The organism is Nocardia sp. CA-128927 (assembly GCF_050955855.1).
Classification (GTDB): domain Bacteria; phylum Actinomycetota; class Actinomycetes; order Mycobacteriales; family Mycobacteriaceae; genus Nocardia.
Window position 1 is genome coordinate 8,667,444 of record NZ_CP192087.1, and the last position, 24,256, is coordinate 8,691,699.

Annotated in this window: 24 protein-coding genes and 1 other RNA gene; 8 read left to right on the forward strand and 17 right to left on the reverse strand. The window is 65.0% G+C overall.

The annotated features are described in order from the left end of the window. Positions 1–70 precede the first annotated feature (70 nt). Positions 71–1,495 (forward strand): pyridoxal phosphate-dependent decarboxylase family protein, encoded by a 1,425-nt coding sequence (locus tag ACQPW1_RS40265; RefSeq protein WP_433658218.1) that lies wholly within the window; start codon positions 71–73, stop codon positions 1,493–1,495. Positions 1,496–1,533: 38 nt separating this feature from the next. Here ACQPW1_RS40265 and ACQPW1_RS40270 read toward each other — a convergent pair whose 3' ends face one another. Beyond that, a complete protein-coding gene (locus ACQPW1_RS40270) occupies positions 1,534–2,193 on the reverse strand; it encodes an RraA family protein (protein WP_433658220.1) in 660 nt (219 codons plus the stop codon). Between the two features lie 202 nt (positions 2,194–2,395). Here ACQPW1_RS40270 and hemF point away from each other — a divergent pair, with 202 nt between their 5' ends. Continuing rightward, positions 2,396–3,304, forward strand: a complete 909-nt coding sequence (gene hemF, locus ACQPW1_RS40275; protein ID WP_433658221.1) for an oxygen-dependent coproporphyrinogen oxidase — start codon at positions 2,396–2,398, stop codon at positions 3,302–3,304. Positions 3,305–3,347: 43 nt separating this feature from the next. Here hemF and ACQPW1_RS40280 read toward each other — a convergent pair whose 3' ends face one another. The 3 genes from ACQPW1_RS40280 to ACQPW1_RS40290 form a co-directional block, all read right to left on the reverse strand. Next, positions 3,348–4,136, reverse strand: a complete 789-nt coding sequence (locus tag ACQPW1_RS40280) for a class I SAM-dependent methyltransferase (RefSeq protein WP_433658223.1) — start codon at positions 4,134–4,136, stop codon at positions 3,348–3,350. Between the two features lie 76 nt (positions 4,137–4,212). Further along, positions 4,213–5,988 carry a sugar-binding protein gene (locus tag ACQPW1_RS40285; RefSeq protein WP_433658225.1) on the reverse strand — a complete coding sequence of 592 codons (1,776 nt, stop codon included), beginning with the start codon at positions 5,986–5,988 and terminating at the stop codon, positions 4,213–4,215. Positions 5,989–6,283: 295 nt separating this feature from the next. Beyond that, positions 6,284–7,588, reverse strand: a complete 1,305-nt coding sequence (locus ACQPW1_RS40290) for an alpha/beta fold hydrolase (RefSeq protein ID WP_433658227.1) — start codon at positions 7,586–7,588, stop codon at positions 6,284–6,286. Between the two features lie 123 nt (positions 7,589–7,711). On the opposite strand from ACQPW1_RS40290, the gene ACQPW1_RS40295 reads away from it, so the two are divergent. Then, entirely contained in the window at positions 7,712–8,608 is an 897-nt protein-coding gene (locus ACQPW1_RS40295; RefSeq protein ID WP_433658229.1) for a LysR family transcriptional regulator, read from the forward strand. A gap of 46 nt (positions 8,609–8,654) precedes the next feature. Here the strand turns inward: ACQPW1_RS40295 and ACQPW1_RS40300 are convergent, their stop codons facing one another. The 4 genes from ACQPW1_RS40300 to ACQPW1_RS40315 all read right to left on the reverse strand — a co-directional run bounded on the left by ACQPW1_RS40300 (position 8,655) and on the right by ACQPW1_RS40315 (position 11,457). Next, complete coding sequence (locus ACQPW1_RS40300) at positions 8,655–9,122, reverse strand: NUDIX hydrolase (protein ID WP_433658231.1); 468 nt, start codon at positions 9,120–9,122, stop codon at positions 8,655–8,657. An 87-nt stretch (positions 9,123–9,209) separates the two neighbouring features. Further along, positions 9,210–10,400, reverse strand: a complete 1,191-nt coding sequence (locus tag ACQPW1_RS40305) for a Shedu anti-phage system protein SduA domain-containing protein (RefSeq protein ID WP_433658232.1) — start codon at positions 10,398–10,400, stop codon at positions 9,210–9,212. Between the two features lie 453 nt (positions 10,401–10,853). Then, the gene (locus ACQPW1_RS40310; protein ID WP_433658234.1) at positions 10,854–11,324 is read right to left on the reverse strand and encodes an NUDIX hydrolase; all 471 of its coding nucleotides are present in this window, start codon (positions 11,322–11,324) and stop codon (positions 10,854–10,856) included. Between the two features lie 4 nt (positions 11,325–11,328). Beyond that, positions 11,329–11,457, reverse strand: coding sequence for a hypothetical protein (locus tag ACQPW1_RS40315; protein ID WP_433658236.1), 129 nt, complete (start codon positions 11,455–11,457; stop codon positions 11,329–11,331). Between the two features lie 129 nt (positions 11,458–11,586). Here ACQPW1_RS40315 and ACQPW1_RS40320 point away from each other — a divergent pair, with 129 nt between their 5' ends. Next, positions 11,587–12,972, forward strand: coding sequence for an IS1380 family transposase (locus ACQPW1_RS40320; protein WP_433655183.1), 1,386 nt, complete (start codon positions 11,587–11,589; stop codon positions 12,970–12,972). A 149-nt stretch (positions 12,973–13,121) separates the two neighbouring features. Here the strand turns inward: ACQPW1_RS40320 and ACQPW1_RS40325 are convergent, their stop codons facing one another. Then, positions 13,122–13,748 carry a helix-turn-helix domain-containing protein gene (locus ACQPW1_RS40325; RefSeq protein ID WP_433658238.1) on the reverse strand — a complete coding sequence of 209 codons (627 nt, stop codon included), beginning with the start codon at positions 13,746–13,748 and terminating at the stop codon, positions 13,122–13,124. A 214-nt stretch (positions 13,749–13,962) separates the two neighbouring features. Between ACQPW1_RS40325 and ACQPW1_RS40330 the strand changes: the two genes are divergently transcribed. Together ACQPW1_RS40330 and ACQPW1_RS40335 are read left to right on the forward strand one after the other, a co-directional pair. Next, complete coding sequence (locus tag ACQPW1_RS40330; RefSeq protein ID WP_433658239.1) at positions 13,963–14,196, forward strand: hypothetical protein; 234 nt, start codon at positions 13,963–13,965, stop codon at positions 14,194–14,196. Then, positions 14,193–14,369, forward strand: a complete 177-nt coding sequence (locus ACQPW1_RS40335; RefSeq protein WP_433658241.1) for a hypothetical protein — start codon at positions 14,193–14,195, stop codon at positions 14,367–14,369. The genes ACQPW1_RS40330 and ACQPW1_RS40335 overlap by 4 nt, the downstream gene beginning before the upstream one ends. A 112-nt stretch (positions 14,370–14,481) precedes the next feature. On the opposite strand, the gene ACQPW1_RS40340 is transcribed toward ACQPW1_RS40335, so the two are convergent. The 4 genes from ACQPW1_RS40340 to smpB form a co-directional block, all read right to left on the reverse strand. Further along, a complete protein-coding gene (locus ACQPW1_RS40340; protein WP_433658243.1) occupies positions 14,482–14,688 on the reverse strand; it encodes a hypothetical protein in 207 nt (68 codons plus the stop codon). Between the two features lie 325 nt (positions 14,689–15,013). After that, positions 15,014–15,385, reverse strand: a transfer-messenger RNA (tmRNA) gene (gene ssrA, locus ACQPW1_RS40345). A gap of 79 nt (positions 15,386–15,464) precedes the next feature. Continuing rightward, entirely contained in the window at positions 15,465–16,316 is an 852-nt protein-coding gene (locus tag ACQPW1_RS40350; RefSeq protein ID WP_433665464.1) for an EamA family transporter, read from the reverse strand. An 8-nt stretch (positions 16,317–16,324) separates the two neighbouring features. Beyond that, positions 16,325–16,798: an SsrA-binding protein SmpB gene (gene smpB / locus ACQPW1_RS40355; RefSeq protein WP_357380491.1), complete on the reverse strand. Its 474-nt coding sequence runs from the start codon at positions 16,796–16,798 to the stop codon at positions 16,325–16,327. A 234-nt stretch (positions 16,799–17,032) separates the two neighbouring features. Here smpB and ACQPW1_RS40360 point away from each other — a divergent pair, with 234 nt between their 5' ends. Continuing rightward, positions 17,033–17,935: an IS5 family transposase gene (locus tag ACQPW1_RS40360; protein ID WP_433654540.1), complete on the forward strand. Its 903-nt coding sequence runs from the start codon at positions 17,033–17,035 to the stop codon at positions 17,933–17,935. 42 nt (positions 17,936–17,977) lie between these two features. Here the strand turns inward: ACQPW1_RS40360 and ACQPW1_RS40365 are convergent, their stop codons facing one another. The 4 genes from ACQPW1_RS40365 to recQ all read right to left on the reverse strand — a co-directional run bounded on the left by ACQPW1_RS40365 (position 17,978) and on the right by recQ (position 23,048). After that, positions 17,978–18,214 carry a hypothetical protein gene (locus ACQPW1_RS40365; protein ID WP_433658246.1) on the reverse strand — a complete coding sequence of 79 codons (237 nt, stop codon included), beginning with the start codon at positions 18,212–18,214 and terminating at the stop codon, positions 17,978–17,980. A gap of 67 nt (positions 18,215–18,281) precedes the next feature. Then, a complete protein-coding gene (locus ACQPW1_RS40370) occupies positions 18,282–19,349 on the reverse strand; it encodes a metallophosphoesterase (protein WP_433658248.1) in 1,068 nt (355 codons plus the stop codon). A gap of 98 nt (positions 19,350–19,447) precedes the next feature. Next, the gene (gene phoA / locus ACQPW1_RS40375; RefSeq protein WP_433658250.1) at positions 19,448–20,914 is read right to left on the reverse strand and encodes an alkaline phosphatase; all 1,467 of its coding nucleotides are present in this window, start codon (positions 20,912–20,914) and stop codon (positions 19,448–19,450) included. Between the two features lie 256 nt (positions 20,915–21,170). Then, positions 21,171–23,048 carry a DNA helicase RecQ gene (gene recQ / locus ACQPW1_RS40380; RefSeq protein ID WP_433658251.1) on the reverse strand — a complete coding sequence of 626 codons (1,878 nt, stop codon included), beginning with the start codon at positions 23,046–23,048 and terminating at the stop codon, positions 21,171–21,173. Positions 23,049–23,244: 196 nt separating this feature from the next. On the opposite strand from recQ, the gene ACQPW1_RS40385 reads away from it, so the two are divergent. Then, complete coding sequence (locus tag ACQPW1_RS40385; RefSeq protein ID WP_433658252.1) at positions 23,245–24,213, forward strand: SMP-30/gluconolactonase/LRE family protein; 969 nt, start codon at positions 23,245–23,247, stop codon at positions 24,211–24,213. The last annotated feature ends 43 nt before the right edge of the window (positions 24,214–24,256 follow it).

Consider the following 24,256-nt stretch of genomic DNA (forward strand, 5'->3'; position numbering starts at 1 on the left):
ATTGCCGGTGACCAATCACCTTGGCCGACTGGCTATTTACAAAGGGGGCTTGTGCGCGGTTCGGTGAGGCATGGCTGATCCGCTCAAAGAACAGGATGTCGCGGCGCACGCGCTGACATTGGTACACCAGGCGGCGGGACCGTATCTGGACAGTCTGCCGGAGCGTCTGGTGCACGACGCCACCTACGACCCGCTCATCGACGACCTCGGCGGACCGCTGTCCGAGCACGGCGGCGGCGCGCTGGCGGCGGTCGAGGAGTTGCTCGCGGTCGGCACCCGGGCGTCGGTGCACACCTCCGGGCCGCGCTTCTTCCATCTCGTGGTGGGCGGGGCGACCCCGGCGGCGCTGGCCGGTGACTGGATAACCGCGCTGCTGGACCAGAACTCGGGGCTGTGGGTCACCTCACCGTTGGCGTCGCGCACCGAGACCGTCGTGCTCGGATGGCTCAAGGACCTGTTCGGTCTGCCGCAAGACTTCGGCGCGGTGCTCACCCCGAGCGCCACCTTCGCAAACCTGACCGGTCTGGCGGCGGCCCGGTGCTGGTGGGCCGAGCGGCACGGGGTGGACGTGGTCGCCCAAGGTTTGGCGGCGCTACCGCAGATGCCGGTGCTGACCAGTGGATATGTGCATGCCAGCACCCGCAAGGCGCTGCAGATCCTCGGTTGTGGGCGAGATACGTTGCGCACCTTCGTTCGTGACGATGCCGGGCGGATCGATCTGGTGGCGTTGGAGCGGGCGTTGGCCGAGCTCGATGGAGCGCCCGCGGTGATCGTGGGCAATCTCGGTGAGGTGAACACCGGCGACTCCGATCCCATCGACGAGTTGGCCGATCTTGCCGAGCAGTACCACGCGTGGTTACACGTCGACGGTGCGTTCGGACTGTTCGCGGCCGTCTCGCCACGCACGGCGCATCTCGCTCGCGGTGTCGAGCGGGCCGACTCGATCACCGCCGACGGGCACAAGTGGCTAAATGTGCCTCAGGAGAGTGGGTTTTCGTTCATCAAGGACAACTCGTTGCTCGGCAAGACGTTCGGTGGCTGGGGCGCGGCCTATCTGCCGACTCTCGATGACGAACAGATCAGCTACAACATGCACGGTCCCGAATCCTCGCGTCGGGCAAGGGCATTCCCCATTTGGGCGACACTGCGTGCCTACGGCCGTGCCGGTTATCGGGAAATGGTGGAACGTCATCTGGACGTGGCCGCCCACCTCGGCACTGTCGTCGACGAGGCACCCGATTTCGAACTTCTGGCACCAGTTCAGTTGTGCGTCACTTGTTTCCGCTACCGGCCGCCAGGCGTGCCGGAATCGGACCTGAACGCTCTGAACGCCCGACTCGGCGAAGCCATTCTCGAAGATGGGCGCGTGTATGTCGGCACCACTACCTATCGAGGAATGACGGCGCTGCGCCCCACCTTTGTGAATTGGCGGATCACCGAGCCCGAAGCGGATCTGCTGATCCAGGTCATCCGGGAGATAGGGCCGCAGCTCTGAAAGCTGGCTCGCTGCGCGAAGTAGCCCGCGGTTGACGCTCAGGGCAGGAACTGGAGGGTCGAGCTCTCGCCGCTTCGCAGGGCCTCGGTGTGTGCGGCGACGTTGATTCCATCACTCAAGGTCAAGCCCGCATCCAGTTTCGCGACGACCCCGGCTTCGGCCTCCTTGATCGCCGCAGCGGCATCGAGCAGGGACTCGACCCGCTCGGGCTCGACCACGATCATGCCTTCTTCGTCGGCAAGAATCAGATCACCGGGAGCCACCGGCACACCGCCACAGGTCACCGGAATCTGCAGTTCACCGAGCTGAGACGTGGTCCCCGCCATAGGAGTTATGAACCGGCTGTAGATCGGCAGCCCGCAACCACGGACATACCCGATGTCACGATATCCCCCGTCGACGATGATCCCGCCGAGCCGCCGAACGACCGCCCCGCGGGCGAACATCTCTCCAGCGAAGGCGATTTCCCTGCCACCACCGTCGACAACAATCACATCACCCGGCGACGCGGACTCGATCGCCCGCAACACCGCGAAGAAGTCACCCCGGCACTGCACCGTGAACGCAGGCCCGACCACCCGCACCTCAGCCGACCGCAGCCGAATCGCGCTGTCCACCAACCGAATCGACTTGTCGGCATCGCAGAGCGCAGTCGTGTCAACAGCGTTGAACTTCGCGACAAGCTGATCGGCCAGCATCGGCGCCGCCCCTTCAATGGCTCGGAGTTTCAGTCGCCGCAACTCTACTTTCCACACCAGCCCGTATCGGCGTGCCGTACCCGACGACTTTCACCCGGTACGGCCGAGTCTTCGGTGCCACGAGAATTCGGGTTCCCCGACATAGACATCGCGTGCGATGCTGGATACCAGCCGAAGCGGATGGGAGACCGAGGAGGCCGGGGTGGGGAATTCACGTGCACAGACCATCGCCGATCAGCTCATCATCGAGCAGCAACAGTTGGTGTCGGCGTTCGAAAAGCTCGACGACACAAGACGGTTCCAGCCCGCCCCGTGGCAGCGGCCGGAACTCGGCGGCGGACTGGCCTGTGTGCTAGAGGGTGGGCAGATCTTCGAACGAGCCGGGGTGAACGTCTCGCTGGTCAGCGGCAGCGGTCTGCCGGAAGTCGCCGCACCCGGACCGGATATCGCAGGCAAGCCGTTCACCGCGACCGGAATCTCACTGGTCCTGCACCCCACCAACCCCTTCGCCCCGTCCTTCCACGCGAACTTCCGCTACTTCGAAATCGACTCCCACACCTGGTGGTTCGGCGCAGTCTGCGACCTGACCCCCACCTACGGATTCGACGAAGACGCCATCCACTTCCACCGCACCCTGCGAACCTGGTGCACCCGGCACGGCCCGAACTGGTACCCCACTGGCAAAGCCGCCTGCGACGCCTACTTCCTGATCCCCCACCGCAACGAGATGCGCGGCATCGGCGGAGTCTTCTTCGACCGCCTCACCGGCGATTACGACCCCCTACTCGCGCTGGTCACCGACGGCATCGCCACGGTCCTACCCGCCTACCTCCCCATCCTGCACCGCCGCTCCCCCATGCCCTACACCAAACGAGAACGCGACTGGCAGTTACTCCGCCGAGGCCGCTACGTCGAATTCAACCTCGCCCACGACCGAGGCACCCGCTTCGGCCTGCAAACCCACGCCAACACCGAAGCCATCCTGATGTCCCTCCCACCTGTCGCAACCTGGCACTTCCACGCCGCCCCGCAACCAGGCAGCCCAGAAGCCGACACCGCCCGATTCCTCCAACCGACCGACTGGGTTTCGAGAGCAGACGTCCTCGGCTAGCTGAAACCGCCTTTCGTGCAGCGCTGTTGGTGTCGGCACTCGATCAGGATCGAGAGAAGACAGCGCACATGAGGGGTGGTTGTTTGGGTAGGAACTCGACTGTTATTGCGGGGTCGGCGAATTCGGCGAGGGCGGTGAGGGCCTGGGGGCGGTAGGCGCGCAGCATGCTGATGATCGCGTCGTGCAGGAACGGCAGGATTGTCAGTGGACCTTGGCGTAGTGCGCCTGGTGCCGCGATGAGGATTCCTAAGGCGGGGATCAGTGGGAGGGCCGGGGTCGGTAGTCGGGTGAGGTCGATTACCAGGAACTTTGTGCCGATGCGGGTGGCTTCGGCGATGGCGCGCCAGGCCAGCGCGGGAGGTAGGTGGTGAAACGACATGGCGAATACGACGAGGTCATAGCTGTTGTCGGGGGCGTCGATGGCGGTGGCGTCGACAACTCGGGTGGTTGCGCGTTGCTGCGTGCCGAGGGGGCTCGAGGCGATGTTGGCGACCGAGGCGGGGTCCAGGTCGGTGACGGTGACCGTGGCACTGGGGTGTAGTTCGAGGATCTTCGCCGACAGTTTCCCGTGGCCCGCGCCGAGTTCGAGGATCCGCGGGCTGTCGATATCGGCGACCAATGACAGTGCGGTGCGGGCATTGTCCTCGTGCCAGTCACGATCGCCTCTGCGCTCGAGCTCGCTGATGACTACCTGTTTGATCTTGTCCGACACGTCGTAGCGGTCGATGTATTCGAGCACGCCGGTCTGCATCTGCCGGTCCAGCCGTGAGGCGTTCGGTCCGCCGCGCGGCATCGTTTCGATGTCGTAAGCGCGCGATCGCTGCTCGGTCATGACGTCCTCCACAGGGACCAAAGTCCCTAACTCGCTGGTGTTTTCACCGTACCGGGAGGAATGGAGGCGGGCTGAGCTAGCGGGTGGGACGAGGTCTCGGGTTGCCCGCGATCGGCACTCCGGTGCGCCTGGTCTGAGCCAGCGATGCGGGTGAGTCGGCGCTGTGGGCGGCGGTTTGCAGTATGGCGGGCGGTATTTCAGCGGTCGGCGGGGGCTGGTAGCCGGCGAGGGTTGCGGTGCCCCAGACGTAAGGGTCGGCCTGGGCGCTGCCGAATGGTGACCAGGCCAAGCGGGTTTGGCCGGTCTTGTCGTCGGTGTCGGAGTCGTAGACGAGGATGTTCATCGCGAACTTGGCGGGATCGACCGGTGCGGGAAGCTGGGTGAGCGGGATCTTCACCTCGACCGAGTAGCCCCGATACGGCTCGGTGACGATCGCGGCTACCTGCATCCCCGGTACCGCAGCGCCCTGCTGGTTGTCGGCGTCACGCTCGGCAGCGGGGCCACCTCGCGTGTACGGCAGGATGCCGGTTTTGAAAGTGGTTGAGGTGTCGTCGGAATCGCCGCGGGGGTCGAGGGTGATCTCGACCGAGTCGGTGCGCCAATGCCTTTTGATGTCATCAGCGGCCAGTTCGGCGCCTTTATGGTCGTCGGTCACGTTGACCAACACGTACAGGTCGTCGCCGTGCCTGGCCAGCTTTGCGGTCGCCGCGCAGCTGCCGCCGCCCTGCCAAATAGCAAGTGGCAGTGCGGGTCCCGGGTACTCCCCTGGTCCCTCGACACCGTTCAGCGCCGGTGCGATCGCAACGGCCGGGATCGTGGTGGTCGGATTCGGTGGATAGTCCGGCTGGACTCGGTTGGCCAGCCACGGCAACCCGGTTCGGTCGGCCCAATCGGCGAACTCGGCGTACAGCGGTTTCAGTCCCGTTTGCCGGTGCACCGGCACCTCGACGAACCTGCCATCCTCGGCCAAGACTGTGAACCAATCAGATTCGAGCTGCTGCGGGTCCGACGGCACCTGCGCGGGCTTCGCGGCGAAACCCTGTGTCAGATAAAGGCGAGTCGCGTCGCGCTCGATCTGTGCCCAGGTCATGTTGTGTGCGCGTGAACGGGTGCCGGACCACACGCCGAGAATCGGCAAGCCGGTGTCGGGATCTGTGCGTCGCTGTTCGGGTGCGTCGGGTCCGAGCAGCGAGCTGAACCCGTAATTCTGAGCGAGGAGGCTGGTGGGATGCCATGGCGCCAGACCCTCGTCTGTGAGCTGCTCGGGGTAAGCCTTTGGGTCGCTTGCTAATTGGAACGCCTCGATACCGAGACGGGCTGAAAGTTGGTGTCCGCCATGCTGGTTGAACGGCCGGGGATCCATCACCACGATCGTGTGCGGCGTGGTCAGGCGGACCAGCCGCACCAACCTGGCCAGGGTGTCCTGCTCGTCCCAGATGCGCGCGGTCAGCGGTGCCGACAGGGTGTACCAGAAGTCCGGCTTGTCGAGGTAGTAGATGTTCTCGATCCCGGCGAGGGCAGTCGCCTTGCGCTCCTCCGTCTCGCGGATCAGACCCAACTCGGGGCCCTCCGCCAGTCCAACGGCATTGCCGCCGCCCTCACCACGGGTGACGGTGACGACGCCGGTGCTCCACCCCAACTCGTCGTGCCACCGTCCGAAGGTGGACAGGTTGCTCGATTCATCGTCGGGGTGCGCGCCGACGAACAAGACGTCGGTATGAGCTGGATCCCGCGTCGTATCAGCAGCGGTCTTGCTGTCCGATGAACACCCCGCGAGCACCCACGTTGCAGCCAAGGCCGAGGCAAGGACAGTACGGCGGCTCAGCTTGGTCTCGAAGCCTGCTCCCACCATCCACTACCTCCGGTCGTTGCCTACCTGGTCGCGCGTCGAGTGCCCGTCGAATCACAACACATCGGTAGTCACGTCCATGGACTCGGCCCGGAGTGCCCGTCCGATTACGCGGACGGGCATCGGGTTACAGCTCAGTAGGAGACGGTGAAGCGCTGACGGATGAACGAACCGTTCTGGAGCGCGTCGACGATGGCGGAGGCGTAATCGCCGACACTGATGCGACTTTCACCGTTGACGTCGGCGATCGGGGTGTCCCGAGCCTCGGCTCGATACGTTCCGGTGGCGTCGCCCGGGATCAGGTGGACCGGGGGTGGGCTGACGTAGGACCACCGGACGGTCGAGTCGGAACCGCGGAAGATCTCCAGGGCTTCGGACTGGTCGCGGGCCGTCTCCAGGTACTGGGCCGGGAAGTCGGGCGAGTCGACGAAGCGCTGCCCGGGTGCGTATTCGAGGCTGCCGCCGCCACCGAGGAACACCAGGCGGTCGACTCCGGCGAGGGAAGCGCTTCGAGGAGGGTCGCGGCTCCGCGCGGTACCAGCCGATCGTCTCCCTTGATCGCAACCACCACGGCGTCATGACCGGCGACGGCGTCCTTGACCGAAGCCGGGTCGGTGACGTCCATCGTGTCCCGGTCGAGCGAGGTCACCTGGATTCCGCGGGCGGCGGCTTCGCGAGCGACCGCACTGCCGAGGTTGCCTCTGGCCCCGATGACGGCGATCTTCATGGGTTTCTCCTTGTGCAGGTCATCGACGAAATCGGCAATGAGCGGGGCGATTTCGGGGAGGTTCTCCTCGAGGGCGAAATGGCCGGTGTCGAAGAGGTGGAGTGCGGCGTCCGGGAGATCGCGCAGGTAGGCGTGGGCGCCTGATTCGGGGAAGAAGGCGTCGTTGCGGCCCCAGATGATCAACGTCGGCGGCAGGTGGTCGCGCAGCCACTGCTGCCAGACCGGGTAGAGCGTCAGGTTGCTGTGGTAGTCGAGGGCCAGCTCGACCTGCGCGTCCTTGCGGCCCGGTGCGTCCAGAAAATGCTGGTCCAGGGTCCAGCCGTCGGGTGCGATGAGCTCGACATCGGTTGTGCCGCCCTCGTACTGGCTGCGCGTGACCGGCAGCTCCAGGATCTGCCGGACGTTCTCCTCTGCGCCTTCAACGCCCGGCACGTTGGCACTCATCGCCCGAGCCATGTCGGACAGACCCTCGTCATAGGCATTGGAGTTCTGGACGATCAGCCCGGCGATCCAGTCCGGGCGCCGGGTGGCGAGCCGGAAACCCACAGGCCCGCCAAAATCGAAGGCGTACAGCACGAATTCGGTTACGCCGAGGGTTTCCACGAAGTCCTCGATGACGTCGGCAAGCCGGTCGAAGGAGTAGCGGAAACCGTCCGGAACTTCGGTGTACCCGAAACCCGGGTAGTCGGGCGCGATCATTCTGTACCGGCCGCCCAGCGCATCCATCAGCCGCCGGAACTGGTGCGATGCCGACGGGAAGCCATGCAGCAGTAGCAGCACCGGCGCGTCTACCGGGCCGGTCTCCCGGTAGAAGACCCGCACTCCGTCGACCTCGACGAATCTGTGCTTGATGTGCGGAATGTTGACTACCGACATGTCATGCCGACCTTTCTGAAACGTGTCCAACAGACCCGTCTACGATCAAGCGTCCACCGGGCGTGATCAACGGCAAATCACCCAAAGACCGTTAACCGGTGGTTAATGATTACGAGAGCGACAGTGGAGCGATACGAGATAGAAGCGTTCCTGACGCTCGCGGATGAGTTGCATTTCGGCCGCACCGCAGACCGGTTGCGCGTGTCAACCGCGCACATCAGCAAGACGATCAAAAAGCTGGAACGTCAGGTCGGCGTCGCGCTGTTCGAACGGACCAGCCGCAAAGTCACCCTCACGCCGGTCGGATCGCAGCTGCGCGAGGAACTCCGCCCCGCCTATGACCAGGTCCAGCAGAGCGTCAAGAACGCGAAGAATGCCGGCCGCGGAATCCACGGCATCCTGCGCGTCGGCTACTTCGGGTCGGCCGGTGGACGTTTCTTGCTCCAAGTGAGCGACTCCTTCCACACCAGGCACCCCGACTGCACCGTGCAGATCACAGAGTTGCAGCTCAGCGACGGTGCAGGACGACTACGCAGCGGCGACGCCGAACTCCAAATGTGCTGCTTCCCAATGGAAGAACCCGATATGACAATCGGGCCCGCCCTGTACTCGGAGGCGAAAATGCTCGCCGTCTCGTCCGCACACCCCTTCGCTCGTCGCCCCTCGTTGTCCCTGGAAGACCTGGCCCAGGTCAAGATGATCCAGAATCCCCCAGAACTCCCGGCGTACTTCGATGAGTTCCACCACCCCAAACGCACTCCATCCGGTCAACCCATCGAACCCGGCCCGACCGCCGCCACGTTCCCGGAGATTCTTGCTCTCGTCGGGGCGGGCAAAGGTGTCTACCTCACCACCGAACAAGCGCCGCAGTTCTATCTCCGCCCAGACGTCACCTACGTCCCCGTCCCCGACGCACCATCTCTGGAGTTCGGTCTCGGTTGGCTCAACACCGGATTCACCAGCAGGATCCAGGCATTCGTGCAGGCCGCCAACGACGCCCGGGACTCAATGACCGTCTGATCGCCGCAGGACCGCACTGAGCCAGTGCATACACGCCTGCCGCTATCTACCAGCCAAACGTCGAGAAGGATGCTCCCCCACCGATGCGCCGCATCGCCACCCGGCAGTATTCGATCATCGGATCGGGCAACGCATCGAGCGCGAACCAGCCAAGGCCACTGCACTTCTCAGGCTCCCGGTTGACGGGCTCACCCTGCCACTTCGACACCGTGAAGAAGAAAGCCACACGACCACCAGCCGACGAGTTGTGCATAACGTGACTGAACCCCACGTCTCCTACCTCGATCAGCACGCCGATCTCTTCTTCCGCCTCACGAACCAGAGCATCAACAACGGACTCACCCGCCTCGAGATGCCCGGAGGGCAGATGCCACGCACCATCCGCAAAGCCAGTGTTGCGGCGCCGACCGAACAACACTTCGTCACCACGACGCAGCAACAGGTGAACATCGCCAGTTATCTTGTGCCGCTGAGGCTTATCTGCCCGCTCGGGCCTGATTCCGGTGCCACTCATCGGTAGATCCGTCTCCTCTGATAGCAACTGAACACGTTGTTCGATACTCCGATCCCAACCAACAAAACACAGAAGGCCGAGGTTGCGTTAGGGTTCGGTAGTCAATGATCGTTCGGCAGCATCCAACAATTCCTTATAGGTCAACACTTCGATCCTGTTCAGATGAGCGTTCTGAACACGCAAAGTCTCATCAATCGCAGATTCCGGTACATCAGGCTGGAACTTCGGATGACCGACAAGTACGATCGCGTTGGCTCGCCGGGTGTCAATCGAAAACTCGGCCAGGACACGTTCACGGTCCTCATCAAGACCACATAGATAGTTCAGCGCCTGACCGACACCCGCGTGCACGTTGTCGGTGGCCACTAAAGAATTTCTGTGCTTCTTGACCACGCGGACATTAGCCTGCTTGAGCTCAACAACGCACAGGGAGCCGTCCGGGCGCAAAAGTGGTATATCCAGCTCATCACCCGATACCAGTCGGCGATGCGGCGCGACTCCCACGAACCGACCACCAAATATCCACAATTGTTCACTCAGAGCGAGATGGATATCTCGCTCATTCGAGTCGGGATTCTCGATGATAGCCCTGAGCGAGACCAGGCCGTCGTGGCGACGCTGGAGTTCCACCGCTTGGAGCAATACCAAGCCTGCCTTATCTGCCGCAATGACTGCGAGTGCGTCGGGACTGGTGACGATTCTGCGTGCAGCGTCGTCTATATCCTCGATGTCGATGCGGTTAGCTAACACTTCTGCGATCCACGCTGCCGTCTCGGCACGCCCGCGGGCTATTCGGTACCGTCCGGGCCGATCTTGCGGCGCATCCATGAACGGTACGTTCTCGGATATACTCTCAATATGTAACACAAGCTCTGATGCCGTCGCGTCTGGCTGCTTCTCCAAAAACCCCTTAGCGATCTCGCGCCAGTATGCACTCGATGCGGTAATCATTTCACTCACAAATTTCAGGTTGATATCGCTGCGCTGCACTCGGAACAGCGGATAGCGGTCGTCCATATCCTGTTTGTAAAGATGACCTTCGGAATAGGCGATACCTTCATGCAGTCGCTGAGTTACGTCGTCACCCTCGCATTTTTTGGCCTTTTCAAACGCGACGCGCATAAGATCGATGAGTCGACGGCCGCCGCGACGACCACTGTTGCCGCCGTTGATGTGACCGAGCGCGTCCTGTACCGCGGATCGTACGTCGTCGTCGCTGCAGCGATCCCGGGCCTGTTCGAGGATGATTTCCAGCGTCCAGTCGCTCCTAACACTCATGCCTGACAGTCTGATTGGTGCAGTCGGCACCTGTCTGAACTTCTCGGACCTTCGCATCATTGATCCAGAGCGGCGCAGCATCGAGTCTGGCGACTGAGCGGGCGGCGCGCTGGATCGGGACTGGCGGGCGGGGAGGCGGTCCGGGGGCGTGGCATCGGGACTGGCGAGCCGAGGTTGGGACTGGCGTGGAGCATGGCAGATGAGGTGGGGATTGGAACAACGAAGGCCGGGTCATGTGGACCGGGCCTTGGCGGTGGAGCTGCCGGGAATCGAACCCGGATCAGGCCTCTGGCAGGGGTAGCGATCCGGGTTCTACCTGCGAAAACACATCACTGTGTTTCACGGTGAATCAGCCTCTTTTCCGGCCGATTGTGCCCAAAATATGCCCACACACCCGTGCGAAACAATGTTCAGGGCGGAGAAAGCCTCTCACCACCCGCCTACACCGAATCTCTACCCGAGATATGGCGCAGGTCGCCCCTCCAGGTAGTGGGTCAGCCTGAGTCGCTGCGTGTGGTGGATGTCGAGGCTGTCCAGCTCGGCGGGGGCTACGAACCGCAGTTCGGTGGACTCATCGGAGATGGCGAGGTCGCCCCCGATGACACGGGCCAGGAAGCACACGTTGAACTGGCGTCGGACCTCGCCGTCGCTGTAGGCGATTACGTGGCGGGGATCGGTGTAAGTGCCGACGAGCCCGGTGATTTCGATGTCGAGACCGGTTTCTTCCTTGACCTCTCGTACCGCGCAACCGGGGAGGCTGTCGGTCATCTCCATACCGCCACCGGGCAATGCCCATAAGCCGCTGTCGGCACGCCGCTGTAGCAGGATGCGGCCCTGGTCGTCACACACCACAGCGGAGGCCGCGACGACGAGACTGTTCGGCTCGGGTGCGGCGGGGTCGTCGTAGAACTCGGTGCGCGCCATCGGTTTACCCTTCCACCGGTCGGGCCGTGTGCCAGACCGCGTCGAAACTGTCGGTATAGGTGTCGAACAGGCCCCCGTCGACGGTACGGCGCAGGTGCCAGACGGGCGCGCCGTAGGCATTCACTCCCCACACGTGGGCATTAACCTCGGCCAATCATGGTAATGGCGCCTAACCTGCGGCGGGAATGGCGAAAGGTGCTCCGACCTGCGATAATTCGACTTGCGAAGGCTGAATTGATCGAGGTTTTGGAGCACCTTTCTGGTGGGCAAGTCTATATCGCCGTATCCGCGGCTGACCATCGACGGTGACGGTGCGGGCGTGGTGTCACACGCAGGTGCGGCACTGCTGCTGCGTACTGCCGAGATAACTGGTTTGACCTGGGGTTTGTCGGAACAGTTGGGGCCGTGGCGCAAACCGATGGCTGTCCACGACCCGGGCAAGATCGTGCTGGATTTGGCGGTGACACTCGCGGTCGGTGGTGACTGCGCCGCGGATGTGGCGTTGTTACGGGCCGAGCCGGGCGTGTTCGGTCTGGTGGCCTCGGATCCGACGGTGTCGCGGACGATCACCGCGCTGGCTGCCCAGGCACCGAAAGCGTTGGCCGCCATCGCTTCTGCACGCGCGGACGCGCGGGCGCAGGCGTGGGCCGTGGCTGGGCCGAACGCCCCCGGTCACGGGATCAACATCGATGATCCGTTAATCATCGATCTCGACGCCACCCTGACCGACGCGCACTCGGAAAAACAGAACGCCACACCGACGTTCAAGCGGGGCTTCGGCTTCCACTCGCTGTGGTCGTTCATCGACCACGGTCGCACCGGCACCGGCGAGCCCGCCGCGCCCATGCTGCGGCCGGGCAACGCCGGTAGTAATACCGCTGCCGACCACAAGCAGGTTCTCCGCGATGCCCTCGCTCAGCTGCCGTGGCAGCCGGGATGGCGGGTCGGCCGGAAAGTGCTGGTGCGCACCGATTCCGGTGGCGGCACCCACGAGTTCCTCGACTACTGCCACCGCCGCCGGCTGCAGTACTCGGTCGGGTTCACTCTCACCGACGAGATCGTCACCGCCATGGGCACCCACCTGAATCCGCAGGATTGGACACCGGCCTACGACGCAGACGGCGAGGTCCGCGACGGCGCCTGGGTCGTGGAAGTCACCGGCATCACCGAGTTGACCGGATGGCCGCCCGGCATGCGGCTCATCGTCAGGAAAGAGAGACCACACCCCGGTGCTCAGCTGCGGTTCACCGACCGCGACGGGATGCGGTTGACCGCGTTCGTCACCAACACCACCCGCGGCCAGCTGCCCGACCTCGAGTTGCGTCACCGCCAGCGGGCCCGCTGCGAAGACCGGATCAGAAACGCGAAAGACACTGGCCTGCGCAATCTTCCGTTCCACAGCTTCGACGCCAACCGCATCTGGCTCGCCGTCGTCGCGCTCGCACTCGACCTGACCGCCTGGATGCAGACACTCGCCCTGCACGACCACCCCGCACGTCGCTGGGAACCGAAAACGCTACGGCTGCGGCTGTTTTCAGCCGCCGGACGCATCGCCCGCCATGCCCGCAAAACCACACTGCACCTGGCGCGGCACGCCCCCTACACCGAACTGCTCACCACCGCCGCAGCACGCCTGCAACCCGGCTGACCAGCCAGAAACCGTCCCTGCAACCAAGGAAACCAACCACCCGGGCCAGTGGAACCCGGCAGCCAGCCCGCTGCGCGGGCCAGCTGCCCTGCCCGCAACCGGAAAACTACGACCGAAACACCCAATCCGAACCCGATCAGGCCAGCACATCAACCCGGCGAAAGATCGAGGTTAACCACCATTTCGTTGTCGGCACGGTAGATGCTGTTGTAGAGGGTCGTGTCGTGCGTACGCAGCTCGACACCGGGCGTTGCGTGCAGAGCCCGGTAGTGCATCAGCGCGAGACGGCAACGGGATTCGATGCCGTGGCCGAATTTCTCTTCCCTGCCCCGTTGTTGGACGTTGGCACTGTCGGCATCACCCACGGCTATCCGGATCGCGCAGCCCGCCTCGGCCCGTTCGATCAACAGGTCATTGAGCCTGGGGTACGCCTCGTGGAGGAAGACCGCCGCGTACACCAGGACGTCGATGTGTTGGCGCGCTGCCGCGAACAGGTTGACGAACATCGACGCCGGGACGTCGGCCCGCTGGTCGTAGAGCGCGACGAGTTCAGGGCTGACAGCGCGGGCTGTGCGCGCCTGCCGCAGGGCGGGCCACAGGGCGTGAACGTCCTCACCCAGGGTCTCCGCGGCTTGAATTGCGGTACGCCGACGAGGGATCCGACCGAGATTCACCCATCGCTCAACCGATTTCGGATCGACCCCCGTCGCCTCGGCCAAGCTGGATTGGGTCCATCCTCCGGCCGCCATGGCGGCCCGTAACCGCTCATTCGACATAGGGACGTTGTACACCCTTCGGGACGTCCCGAAGTGGGAAACGTAGGAGGTTCCGTCGTCCCACTGATCAACGAGACGCTGTGTGCACAACGCGCGGCTACGGAGAGAAACACAACCCGATCGCCGGTCGTCCCCTATAGCCGCGTAGACACGGTGCCCCCATTGGTCCCCAGCGGTGGGCGCTCATCAACCGAGCAATCGAAGGGGGCGGGTGGTGGGCCTTCCCGCACGACGCGACGACGAAGACGCTCGAAAACTGGCGCTGGCCCCGGACGACGGGCCGCGCTACCTCCAACACCCCGACGGCACATGGTCGATGGTCGGCCCGGACGGATGGCCGGTCACCCCCGACGAGTACGCGGAACTCCACGCTGATGCCATTGCGGCGGTGTCCCAGCGAGTGATTGACGTAAAGCCAATCTGGTTACAGGACAACGAAACTCGATGAGCTTCGGATGGATCGTGCTCGGGTGGGCGGCCGTGATCGGCCTGCCCCTGGCAGTTCTGGTGGCCGTGATCCTGTGGCCCGAGCACATCCCGAAAGACCGCACCGTGCAAGCCATTCGGCGGCGCATCGAGGACGAAGACGAGTCACCGCCGACCGTTGGCCCTGGTCGCTGAACGGCCACATAACGGGCGGCCACAGCGGCAACGTCCTGACCTCGGCGTGACGAGACCGAATGAGCGCTCGGCGGCAATAGCGCGGGCTCGCCTCTTCTTGTCGTAGGTCGCCCTACTGTCCTTCGAGTAACTCGATCAGCTTCTGAAGCTTGACCCTTGTGCCGTTTCCGGCTCGCGTCCGTCCTCGCCGCCATTCGATGGTGGCCTGCCCAATCCGGAGGTGTCCGACGTGCTTGCCCTCTTCGTCGGCGATATCGAACGTGATCCCCTTGTTGCCGAGGGCGATGGTGACATCGGAAGCGTCCACCTTGACCTTCATGAATGTCTCCTAGATTGTCGGATCGCTATAGGCGGTATATCGCCCGCTGGTCGAATTTGGTACAACCGGTCAGTCGGACCGTGTCCACGACCACTCTTCGTTTGAGCCAAGATCCAACGCCGGCTCGGCCACAAGTCGGCGACCATGACGCTCGACAACTATGGGCACCTGTTCGATGACGATCTCGACGGCGTGGCCGACCGAACGGGCGTCGGATTCCGGGCCGCCGCTGCGAGGTGTGCCCAGAATGTGCCCACTCAGCCCAATCTGCGGGTAGTCGGGGCATGAAAAAGGCCCTTCACCTGCGGTGCAAGTGAAGGGCCTGCGGTGGAGCTGCCGGGAATCGAACCCGGGTCCTCTGCCGCGTCTCCAGGGCTTCTCCGTGTGCAGTTCGCTGTGTCTCTACTTGGATCTCTGGGTCTCGCGAACAAGCTCAGATGACGATCCCAGTCGCTGTTTGATGTCCCATCCTGGTCCGCGACCGGCCAGGACGGTAATTCCCTCTAGCTGATGCCAGTACCCGGGTCGAGGGACGAACCCGGACTGACAGACTTGCTCTGCTACTTAGGCAGCGAGAGCGAAGTCGCGCTGATTGGAATCGGCGCTTAATTGGTTGCGATGACGCTTACGGTGGTCTCTCGCCTGCACCGACACGCTTCCCCTGAATCTACGTACAAAGTCGAAACCGTTCAGCCCCGCACGTCCCGGCACCTTGCCGGGCTGTTCATGTTAACACCGGCCAGAGCCCGGTTCTTCCCATTATCCGGCGGGTGTCCTCAGGCCGCGGCGATGAGTCCGACCGCGACGAGGGCGAGCACCATGCCGATCTGCTGCAGGCGTCCGACGCGCTCACCGAGCAGCACCATCGCGAGCAGGACGGTGGCCGCGGGGTACAGCGAGCCGATCACGCTGACCAGTGAGAGCAGCGATCCGTGGAACGCGTGTACCAGGGCGATGTTGGCGATCACGTCCAGTACGGCGATGTAGCAGGCCAGCCGCAACGGCTCACCGCGCAATCGCTTGAACTGCCCGGCCGACAAGGCGGTTACCCACACCACCGCGGTGGCCGCGCCACGCTGCGCGAGCAATGGCCACAGCCCGGCTGACGCGGCGGTTTCGTGCAGGAAGACGAACATGAAGCCGAATGCCAGACCGGATCCGACGGTCAGCAGGGCGACCTTCTTGGTGAACCGCAACTCGCGCCCACCGGTGATCTCCTCGGTGACGGCGTCCGGCGATTCCCGGCTGACCAGTAGCACCGCGATCAACGCGAACACGATGCCCGCGAACGCGAGCGGCCCGGGTCGCTCCCCGATCACCAGGCCGACCAATACCGGAACACCGGCTACCAGCACCGCGGTCAGTGGTGACACCACGGCCATCGGACCGCTGGCGAGCGCGGCATAGAACCACCAGACGGCGACACCGCTGGCGACACCTGCTGCCAGGCCCCAACCCATAGACGCGGCGTCGAAGGTCCCGCCGACAAACGGCAGGAGGATCAGCACGAGCACGACCGACAGCGGATACGAGTAGATGACGACCCGTAGCGCGGTCACCTTTCGGGCCGCGACACCGCCGTAGAAGTCGCTCACGCCGTAGCCGAGCGCGGCTACCAGCGCCAACAGGACGGCGGTCAGCGCATGCCTTTGATCCGCCGCCCTAGCTCGCGAGTGACCTCACGCTCGGCGTCGCGCTTCGCCAGATCCTGGCGCTTGTCGTAGTCCTGCTTGCCCTTGGCGAGAGCCAGTTCGACCTTGACCTTGCCGTCGGAGAAGTACATGGACAGCGGAACGAGCGTCTGGTTGCCCTCGCGCGACTTGCCGACCAGGCGGTCGATCTCGCGCTTGTGCAGCAACAGCTTCCGGATCCGGCGCGGCGAATGGTTGGTCCAGGTGCCGTGGCTGAACTCCGGGATGTGCAGCCCACGCAGCCACACCTCGCCGTTGTCGACCGTCGCGAACGCGTCGACCAGCGAGGCCTTGCCCTCACGCAGGCTCTTGACCTCGGTGCCAACCAGCGCGATCCCGGCCTCGTAGACGTCCAGGATCGTGTAGTTGTGCCGCGCCCGGCGGTTGGTCGCGATGACCTTGCGCCCCTGTTCCTTCATAACGATCAACCTTAAGTGACGCGGCAACCGGATTATTCCCAGGTCGGGGCGCGGCACTCGCGGTACTAGCCAGTGTTTTGAAAGTGTTTCGGGTTGAGGGGCGCCGTGTAGCGGCGCCCCTCAACCCGTGGAATGCGGAAGGTGTTGCCTGCGTTGGCGTGTCGGTGACCAGATGAAGGGAGGTCTCCGGTAGATGGTTCAGCGACGAAGAAGAACCTGAATACCGGAGACCTCGTGACCAGCGTATCGGTGGCGAGGCGCGCGGATCTGACCGATGCCCAGTGGGCGCGGCTGGAACCGCTGTTGCCTCGTGGCAAAAAGGCGGGCCGCCCGCCGAAGTGGACGAAACGACAGCTCATCGACGGGATTCGATGGCGCACCCGATGCGGGACACCGTGGCGGGACGTGCCCGAGTATTACGGGCACTGGCAGACGGTATATGGGCTGTTCCGTCGCTGGCAGCGTGCGGGGGTGTGGACGCTGATCTGGAAGATGCTGCAAGCGTTCGCCGATGCCGCCGGTCGCATCGGGTGGCAGGTGAGTGTGGATTCCACCATCGCCCGAGCGCATCGGCATGCCGCCGGGGCCCGCCGCGACGGCCACGCCCAGTCCGAGCCGCCTGGCGGGGTCGACATCGAGCCCGCCGATCACGGGCTCGGGCGTTCCCGTGGTGGATGGACCACCAAAACCCACCTGGCGTCCGAGCAGGGCCGTAAGGTGCTGTCCTTCCTGATCACCGCCGGTCAGCGCGGCGACAGCCCACAGTTCACCGCCGTGCTCGCCGGTATCGCGGTGCCCCGCCTCGGGAAGGGACGCCCGCGCACCCGGCCCGAGCGGGTACGCGCCGACAAGGCCTACAGTTCCCGCGCCAACCGCGCACACCTGCGCGGACGCGGGATCAAAGCCACCATCCCGATCAAGACCGACCAAACCGACAACCGCAAGAAGAAAGGCTCCGCCGGTGGGCGACCACCAGCGTTCGACGCCGAGGACTACAAGCAACGCCATGCCGTGGAATGCGGTATCGGCCAGTTGAAGGAAAACCGTGCCATGGCAACCAGATACGACAAACTCGCCGTCCGCTACCAGGCCACCGTCCACATCACAGCCATCGACCAATGGCTCCGACACGGGTGAGGGCGGGCACCTGCCCGCCCTCACCCACTTTCAAAACACTGGCTAGCCGCCGGGGCGCACGGTGACCCAGAGTGTGAGCAGCGCGATGAAGGCGGCGACGAGCAACACCGTGGAGAACCGGGGTCTACCGGGTCGCGGGGGCGGGCGATGGCGCAGCCACACACTTTCCACGGTCGGGTCGGTCCCCCTGCGGGTGTTCGGCGGCGCGTCCGGCACCTCGGAGCTGGGGGAACTGCCCGACGAGTCGCCCCCGTCGTCCGGGCCATCACCGGTAGCCATGCCCAGCACGGTAGCTCGCACGGCCGCGACACGCCGCAATTCCCGCGTGCCGCAACATAGTTGGTACTCAGGCGAGACGTCGGGTGAAGGCCTGGGTGGCGGCCGCGGTCGCGACGTCGACGGTGAACACGCGCAGGTCGACACTGGTCGGGGTGAGATCCAACACCATGAAACCGAGGTCGTGATAGTTCTCGAACAGCGCGGGGTGCGCACCATGCGGGGTGGCCGCGGGTTCGGCGGCGACGGTCTTGGCGGCGGCGCCGGACACGATCTGCCGGGTGCCCTTCGACTCGATGGTCGGCTCCAGCACCTGGAGCGAATGGTCGTGCCCGGAAAGCAGGAACTGGCAGGCGCCCGCGACGTGCTCCTCGATGAACCGCTTCACGTGCACGCCGTTGATCGGCTCGATGGGCAGGCCCTCGTAGCGTCCCGCGTCGCCGTGCGGGCCGTTGTTGAGGTACGGGTGGTGGGTGCAGGCGACCTTCCAGGTGGCGCTGGACCCGGCGATAGCCCGGTCGAGCCAGGCGCGCTGCTCGTTCATGAACGGCCCGTCGACCGCCCAGTACGGCGAGAGGATCGGCGGAATGTAGGCAGCGAGCGGATTGAGATCGAGGACGAAGAACTCGATGACGGGGTTCTGCTCGGGCACCCGCACCGAGTAGTACCGGCTCGGCATCCACCAGCGCGGCGAGTTCGCGTGGTACTCGACCTCGTGGTTACCGCGCACCAGCCAGCCGCCGTCACCGGGCAGTACGGAACTGGTGTCGTGGTTGCCGAGCACCATCAACCACGGGAAATCCAGTCCGGCATTGGGGGTTTCGAACTTGTCGGCGAACTGGCGGTCGGTGCCGCTGTTGGGGCCGAACTCGTAGATGTTGTCGCCGAGACCCAATGCGAGGGAGACGGGTTCGCGGCGATGGAACTCGCGCATGGCATTGGCGACCGCCCACTGGGTGCGCGTTCCGGTGCCCGCATCGCCAGTCACCAACACGCGCAACTGGCGCCCGGTCGGGAAGCCGAACTTGGTGACACCGGGCGCGACCGGCACCGCTTGCGCGGGCGACAGGCCGACCAGCGATACGACGCCCGCCGCGCCGGCCAGAAAGCTCCGACGACCAAAACTGTTGTCACGCATGCGATGTCCTCCACAGTCCGGTGCCCCACCCGGCGACCATCTTCGCCCATCGGGCGAGCAATGGCGATGCCGGGTGGGGCCGGATCAACTGGGGAGAACTACTTCGCCGCGGCGACCGGCTTCTTGTTCCGGTCCAGGCCGAGCGCGTCGGACATGGTGAAGAACAGGTCCGTCTGATCGGTCAGACCGACCACGTTGGCGGCGTGCGGGCCGTAGGCGGCGACGCGCAGCTGGGTGCCGGTGTGCTCCTGCGAGCCGCCCGCTTCGGCGTTGCCGTAGGAGACGCCCATCTCGGCGCCGTCCTTGGTGACAACCTTGCTGGTCAGCGAGAGCGACTTGGTCTCCAGCGGGACGATCTGGCTGCTGTGCGCGTGGTCGGCGGTGACGATCACCAGGGTGTTGCCGTCGTTCTTGGCGAATTCGAGCGCGGCCTGCACGGCCTCGTCGAGGTCGACGGTCTCACCGACCTGACCACAGGGGTTGGCGTTGTGGTCCTGCTTGTCGATCGAGGCGCCCTCGACCTGCAGGAAGAAGCCATCCTTGCGCGGCTTGAGCAGGTCGATCGCCTTGCGCGTCATGGTCGCCAGGTCGGGCTGGGTGGCGGCGCGCTCGGGGTTGGGCTTGCAGGTCTGCGCGGGCAGGTTCAGGCCGTTCTGCACCGCGTTGTCACCGGCCCACCGGACCGGCATGTTGCCGGAGCTGAACAGGCCGAGCACCGGCGCGTCCTGATCCGCCTTGGTGACGCCGTCGAGACCGGTCTTGTCCGCGACGAGGTTGTAGCCGCGGGCCTTGGCCTGGTCCTTCAGGCTCTGACCCTGCCACTGGCCGCCGGCCGCCTTCTGGTCGAAGCTCTTCGAGCCGCCGCCGAGGGTGACATCGGCGCGCGTGTTGAGCAGCTGCTCGCTGATCGAGCCGAGGCCGCCCTTCTCCAGCGCGTTGGTCGGGCACTTCAGCGCCGTCTCCTCCGGGCCGTAACACTTGCGGTCGGTGACGTGCGCACCGAGCACCGCCGGGGTGGCGTCCTGGATTTCGGCGGTGGTCACGTTGCCGGTGGCCTTGCCGTTGGCCTTCGCGATCTCCAGCAGGTTGGTCTGCGGGGCGCCCTTGAGGTCGACGCCGATGGCGCCGTTGTAGGTCTTGGTTCCGGTGGACCACGCGCTGCCGCTGGCGGCGGAATCGGTGACGTAGTCCGGCTTTCCGGTGTTCTTGTCCAGCGCGTAGTGCGTGTAGGAGCCGGTGAGCGGCAGGGCGTCGATGCCCTTGAAGTAGCCGCCCGCGCCCTCGGCGACGTTGCGCGCCACGGTGATTTCGGAGTCGCCCATGCCGTCACCGATCAGCAGGATGACGTTCTTGGCCTGGTTGCCGTTGAGCGAGGCGCGCAGCGCGTCGGTCCGGTCGCCGGTGGTGCGGCGCGCGCCACCGTTCTCGGTCACCGTGCCCTTGGCGTTGGGGCTCAGGAGATCGCCGTTGCCCTGCTTCGTGGAATCGGACGAACCGCAGGCGGCCAGGGTCCCGACGAGAACTGCGGCGCCCAGGATGGCGCCCGCACGGAACCGGCGGGGCATAGAACGCGACGAGACAGGGGGCATGAGCGAAAACTCCATTGTTCGTAGATACGTCGGTTGGTTGGAGCCTTGCGTCGTCTTCTGAACAAAAAGGGCATAGCGGGCAACCAGGCGGTTACCGGACGATTTCCCATTAGCATGTCCGCATGGGTCGGCTAGCCGTGCGGCGAGTGAATACCACTGCTGCACAGCGATTTTCACACAAACCGCAGTGTCAAACCGGCTTTCTGGCCATTTGACCAGAAGGTGCAGAATGTCACTCTCCGGCGAGGACCTCCAGCACCTGTTCGCCGTACTTGGCAAGCTTGTTCTCGCCGACACCGTTGACCGTGCCGAGCTCGGCCAGGCTCGTCGGCTTGCGCGCCACGATCTCGCGCAGGGTGGCGTCATGGAAGACGACGTACGCGGGAACGCCCTGCTCCTTGGAGGTCGCGGCCCGCCATTCGCGCAGCCGCTCGAACACAGGCGCATCCGCCGGTGCCATGTCGGCGGCCGGGGCCTTGCCCGCCTTGGCGGCGCGCGCCGGTTTGGTCGGCCGTTCGCGTTCGCGACGCAGCAGCACCTGACGTCCCTCGAAGAGCACCTCGTTGCTCGCGTCGGTGAGCGTCAGCACGCCGTAGTCGCCGTGCACCGCGAGCAGCCCGCCCGCGAGCAATTGCCGCACCACGCCACGCCATTCGAGATCGCGCAGATCGGTGCCGATCCCGAAGACCTTCAGTTCGTGGTGATCGTGCTGCAGCACCTTGGGGTTCTTCTTGCCGAGCAGGATATCGACGATGTGGCCCGCCCCGAAGCTCTGGCCGCGTTCGCGTTTGAGCCGCAGCACGGTGGACAGCAGCTTCTGCGCGGGAACGGTGCCGTCCCAGGATTCGGCCGGCGTGAGGCAGGTATCGCAGTTACCGCACGCCTGCTGGTCGTGCTGACCGAAGTAGTTGAGCAGCTGCACCCGGCGACAGCTCACCGTCTCGCACAGCGCGAGCATCGCGTCCAAGTGCAACTGCAGCTGACGACGATGGGTGGCGTCGCCCTCCGAGGACTCGATCATCTTGCGTTGCTGCACAACATCATTGAGGCCGTACACCATCCACGCCGTGGAGGGCTGCCCGTCGCGGCCCGCCCGGCCGGTCTCCTGGTAGTAGCCCTCCACGGACTTCGGCAGGTCGAGATGCGCGACGAAGCGCACGTCCGGCTTGTCGATGCCCATGCCGAAGGCGATGGTCGCGACCACCACCAGGCCGTCCTCGCGGAGGAACCGCGTCTGGTTGTCCGCACGGGTGCGGTTGTCCAGGCCCGCGTGATACGGCACCGCGCTGACACCGTTCTCGGTGAGGAACGCCGCGGTCTTCTCCACCGAGTTGCGGGACAGGCAGTAGACGATGCCCGCGTCGCCCGCGTGCTCGGTGCGGATGAATTCCAGCAGCTGACGATCGGGTTTGTTCTTCGGCTCGATCCGGTACTGGATATTCGGCCGGTCGAAGCTCGCGACGAAGCGGCGGGCCGCGCCGAGGTCGAGTCGCTGCACGATCTCGTCGCTGGTCTTCGCGGTCGCGGTCGCGGTCAACGCGATGCGCGGCACATCGGGCCAGCGCTCGTGCAGCATGGACAGCGCGAGATAGTCCGGCCGGAAATCGTGGCCCCACTGCGAGACACAGTGCGCCTCATCGATGGCGAACAACCCCACCTTGCCGCGATCGAACAGCTGCGCCGTCGTCTCCAGCCGTAACCGCTCCGGCGCCAGGTACAGCAGGTCCAACTCCCCCGCCACGAACTGCGCCTCCACGGCACGGCGTTCGTCCGGGAACTGGGTCGAATTCAAGAACCCGGCGCGCACGCCGAGCGCGCTGAGCGCGTCGACCTGGTTCTGCATCAATGCGATCAGCGGCGAGATCACCACCCCGACCCCGGGCCGCACCAGCGCGGGCACCTGATAGCACAGTGACTTACCGCCACCGGTCGGCATCAGCACCAGGGCGTCACCACCCGCGACCACGTGTTCAACGATCTCGCGCTGATCGCCGCGAAAGCTGTCGTAGCCGAACACTCGGCGTAGAACCTCTTGCGCCGCACCGGATCCGGCGTCCACACCGGGGTCGGTGTCGGTCGCCGTGGCCGCGAATGCATCGGTGGGAGTCACCCGGCCCATCCTACGAGCGCGCGCTCGCGGCGCTACCGGTACGTCGCCCGGATTTCCCAGCTCGGGTGTCGAACGGTCCACATGTGGACAAACCATCACCGGCGCCGCGAAGCCGAAGGCACTGACCTGCGGGTCCTGTCGGATGGCCGAAATCACCGCACTGCCCATGTCTGTAGCTGCTGTTAGGTTGGCGCACATGGCAATAGGGATGGGGAGTGATCGAATTCGGGCACTGCTTGTCGCCGCGGCAGTCGCGGCGGGGATCGTCGCCGCGGCCCCGACGGCGACCGCCGATACCGTTGCGCCGATGTGTGCGGACGGGTGGGAGGCGACCACGCTGGTCGAGGGGGTCGGCAATTTGGAGAACCTCGACTCCGACGGCAACGGCGGGTTCTATGTCACCGGCCTCCTCGACGGGTTCCTCGCCCATGTGGACAGCGCCGGTCGATTCGAGAAGGTTCTGACCGGGCTGGATCACCCTGCGGGCGTGCGGGTTGACGGCCCGCACGTCTACTTCCTCACCGGGGACGGGTTGACGGAGGCTCCTGGCACGTTGCAGCGGTACGAGGTGGCGACCGGCGCGGTAACAGTCCTGCTCAACGGTCTGAACGGCCCGAACGGTCTGCTGCTACTACCCGACGGCGATCTGCTGTTCACCACCATTGGCACCAACGGACCACCGACCGGGATCGCCCGCTACCGGCCGTCCACGGGCGACTACACGCGCACCTGGTCCAATGTGCCGCTGTCCAACGGCATCGCGTTGGCCCCCGACGGGAAGTCCGTCTACGCCGACAACATGACCATGCGGATCTTCCGCATCCCGCTGGACGCCCCCGACCGGCAGGTCGTCGTCGCTGGAATCCCGAACCTGATCTCGCTACCCGACGACATGGAGGCCACCCGTGCGGACACCCTGTACGTCGCCGACCATGCGTTCGGCTCGATCAACCAGGTGAACACAACGACCGGTGCCGCCTGCGCCATCGTCACCGGCCTGATCAAGCCAGGCCCGATGCGCAACCCACCGGACGGGACCACCTCGGTCCGCATCGCGCGCGACGGCAACGGCTGGGCGTTGTACATCACCGGCATGGACGGAACACTGCGCCGACTACGCCCGCCGTCGGGCATAGACCTCACCCCGGCTACCCCCAACAGGTAGAAACGAAGGAGCCCGCCCGAATTCCGAGCGCGGATCGGGCGCG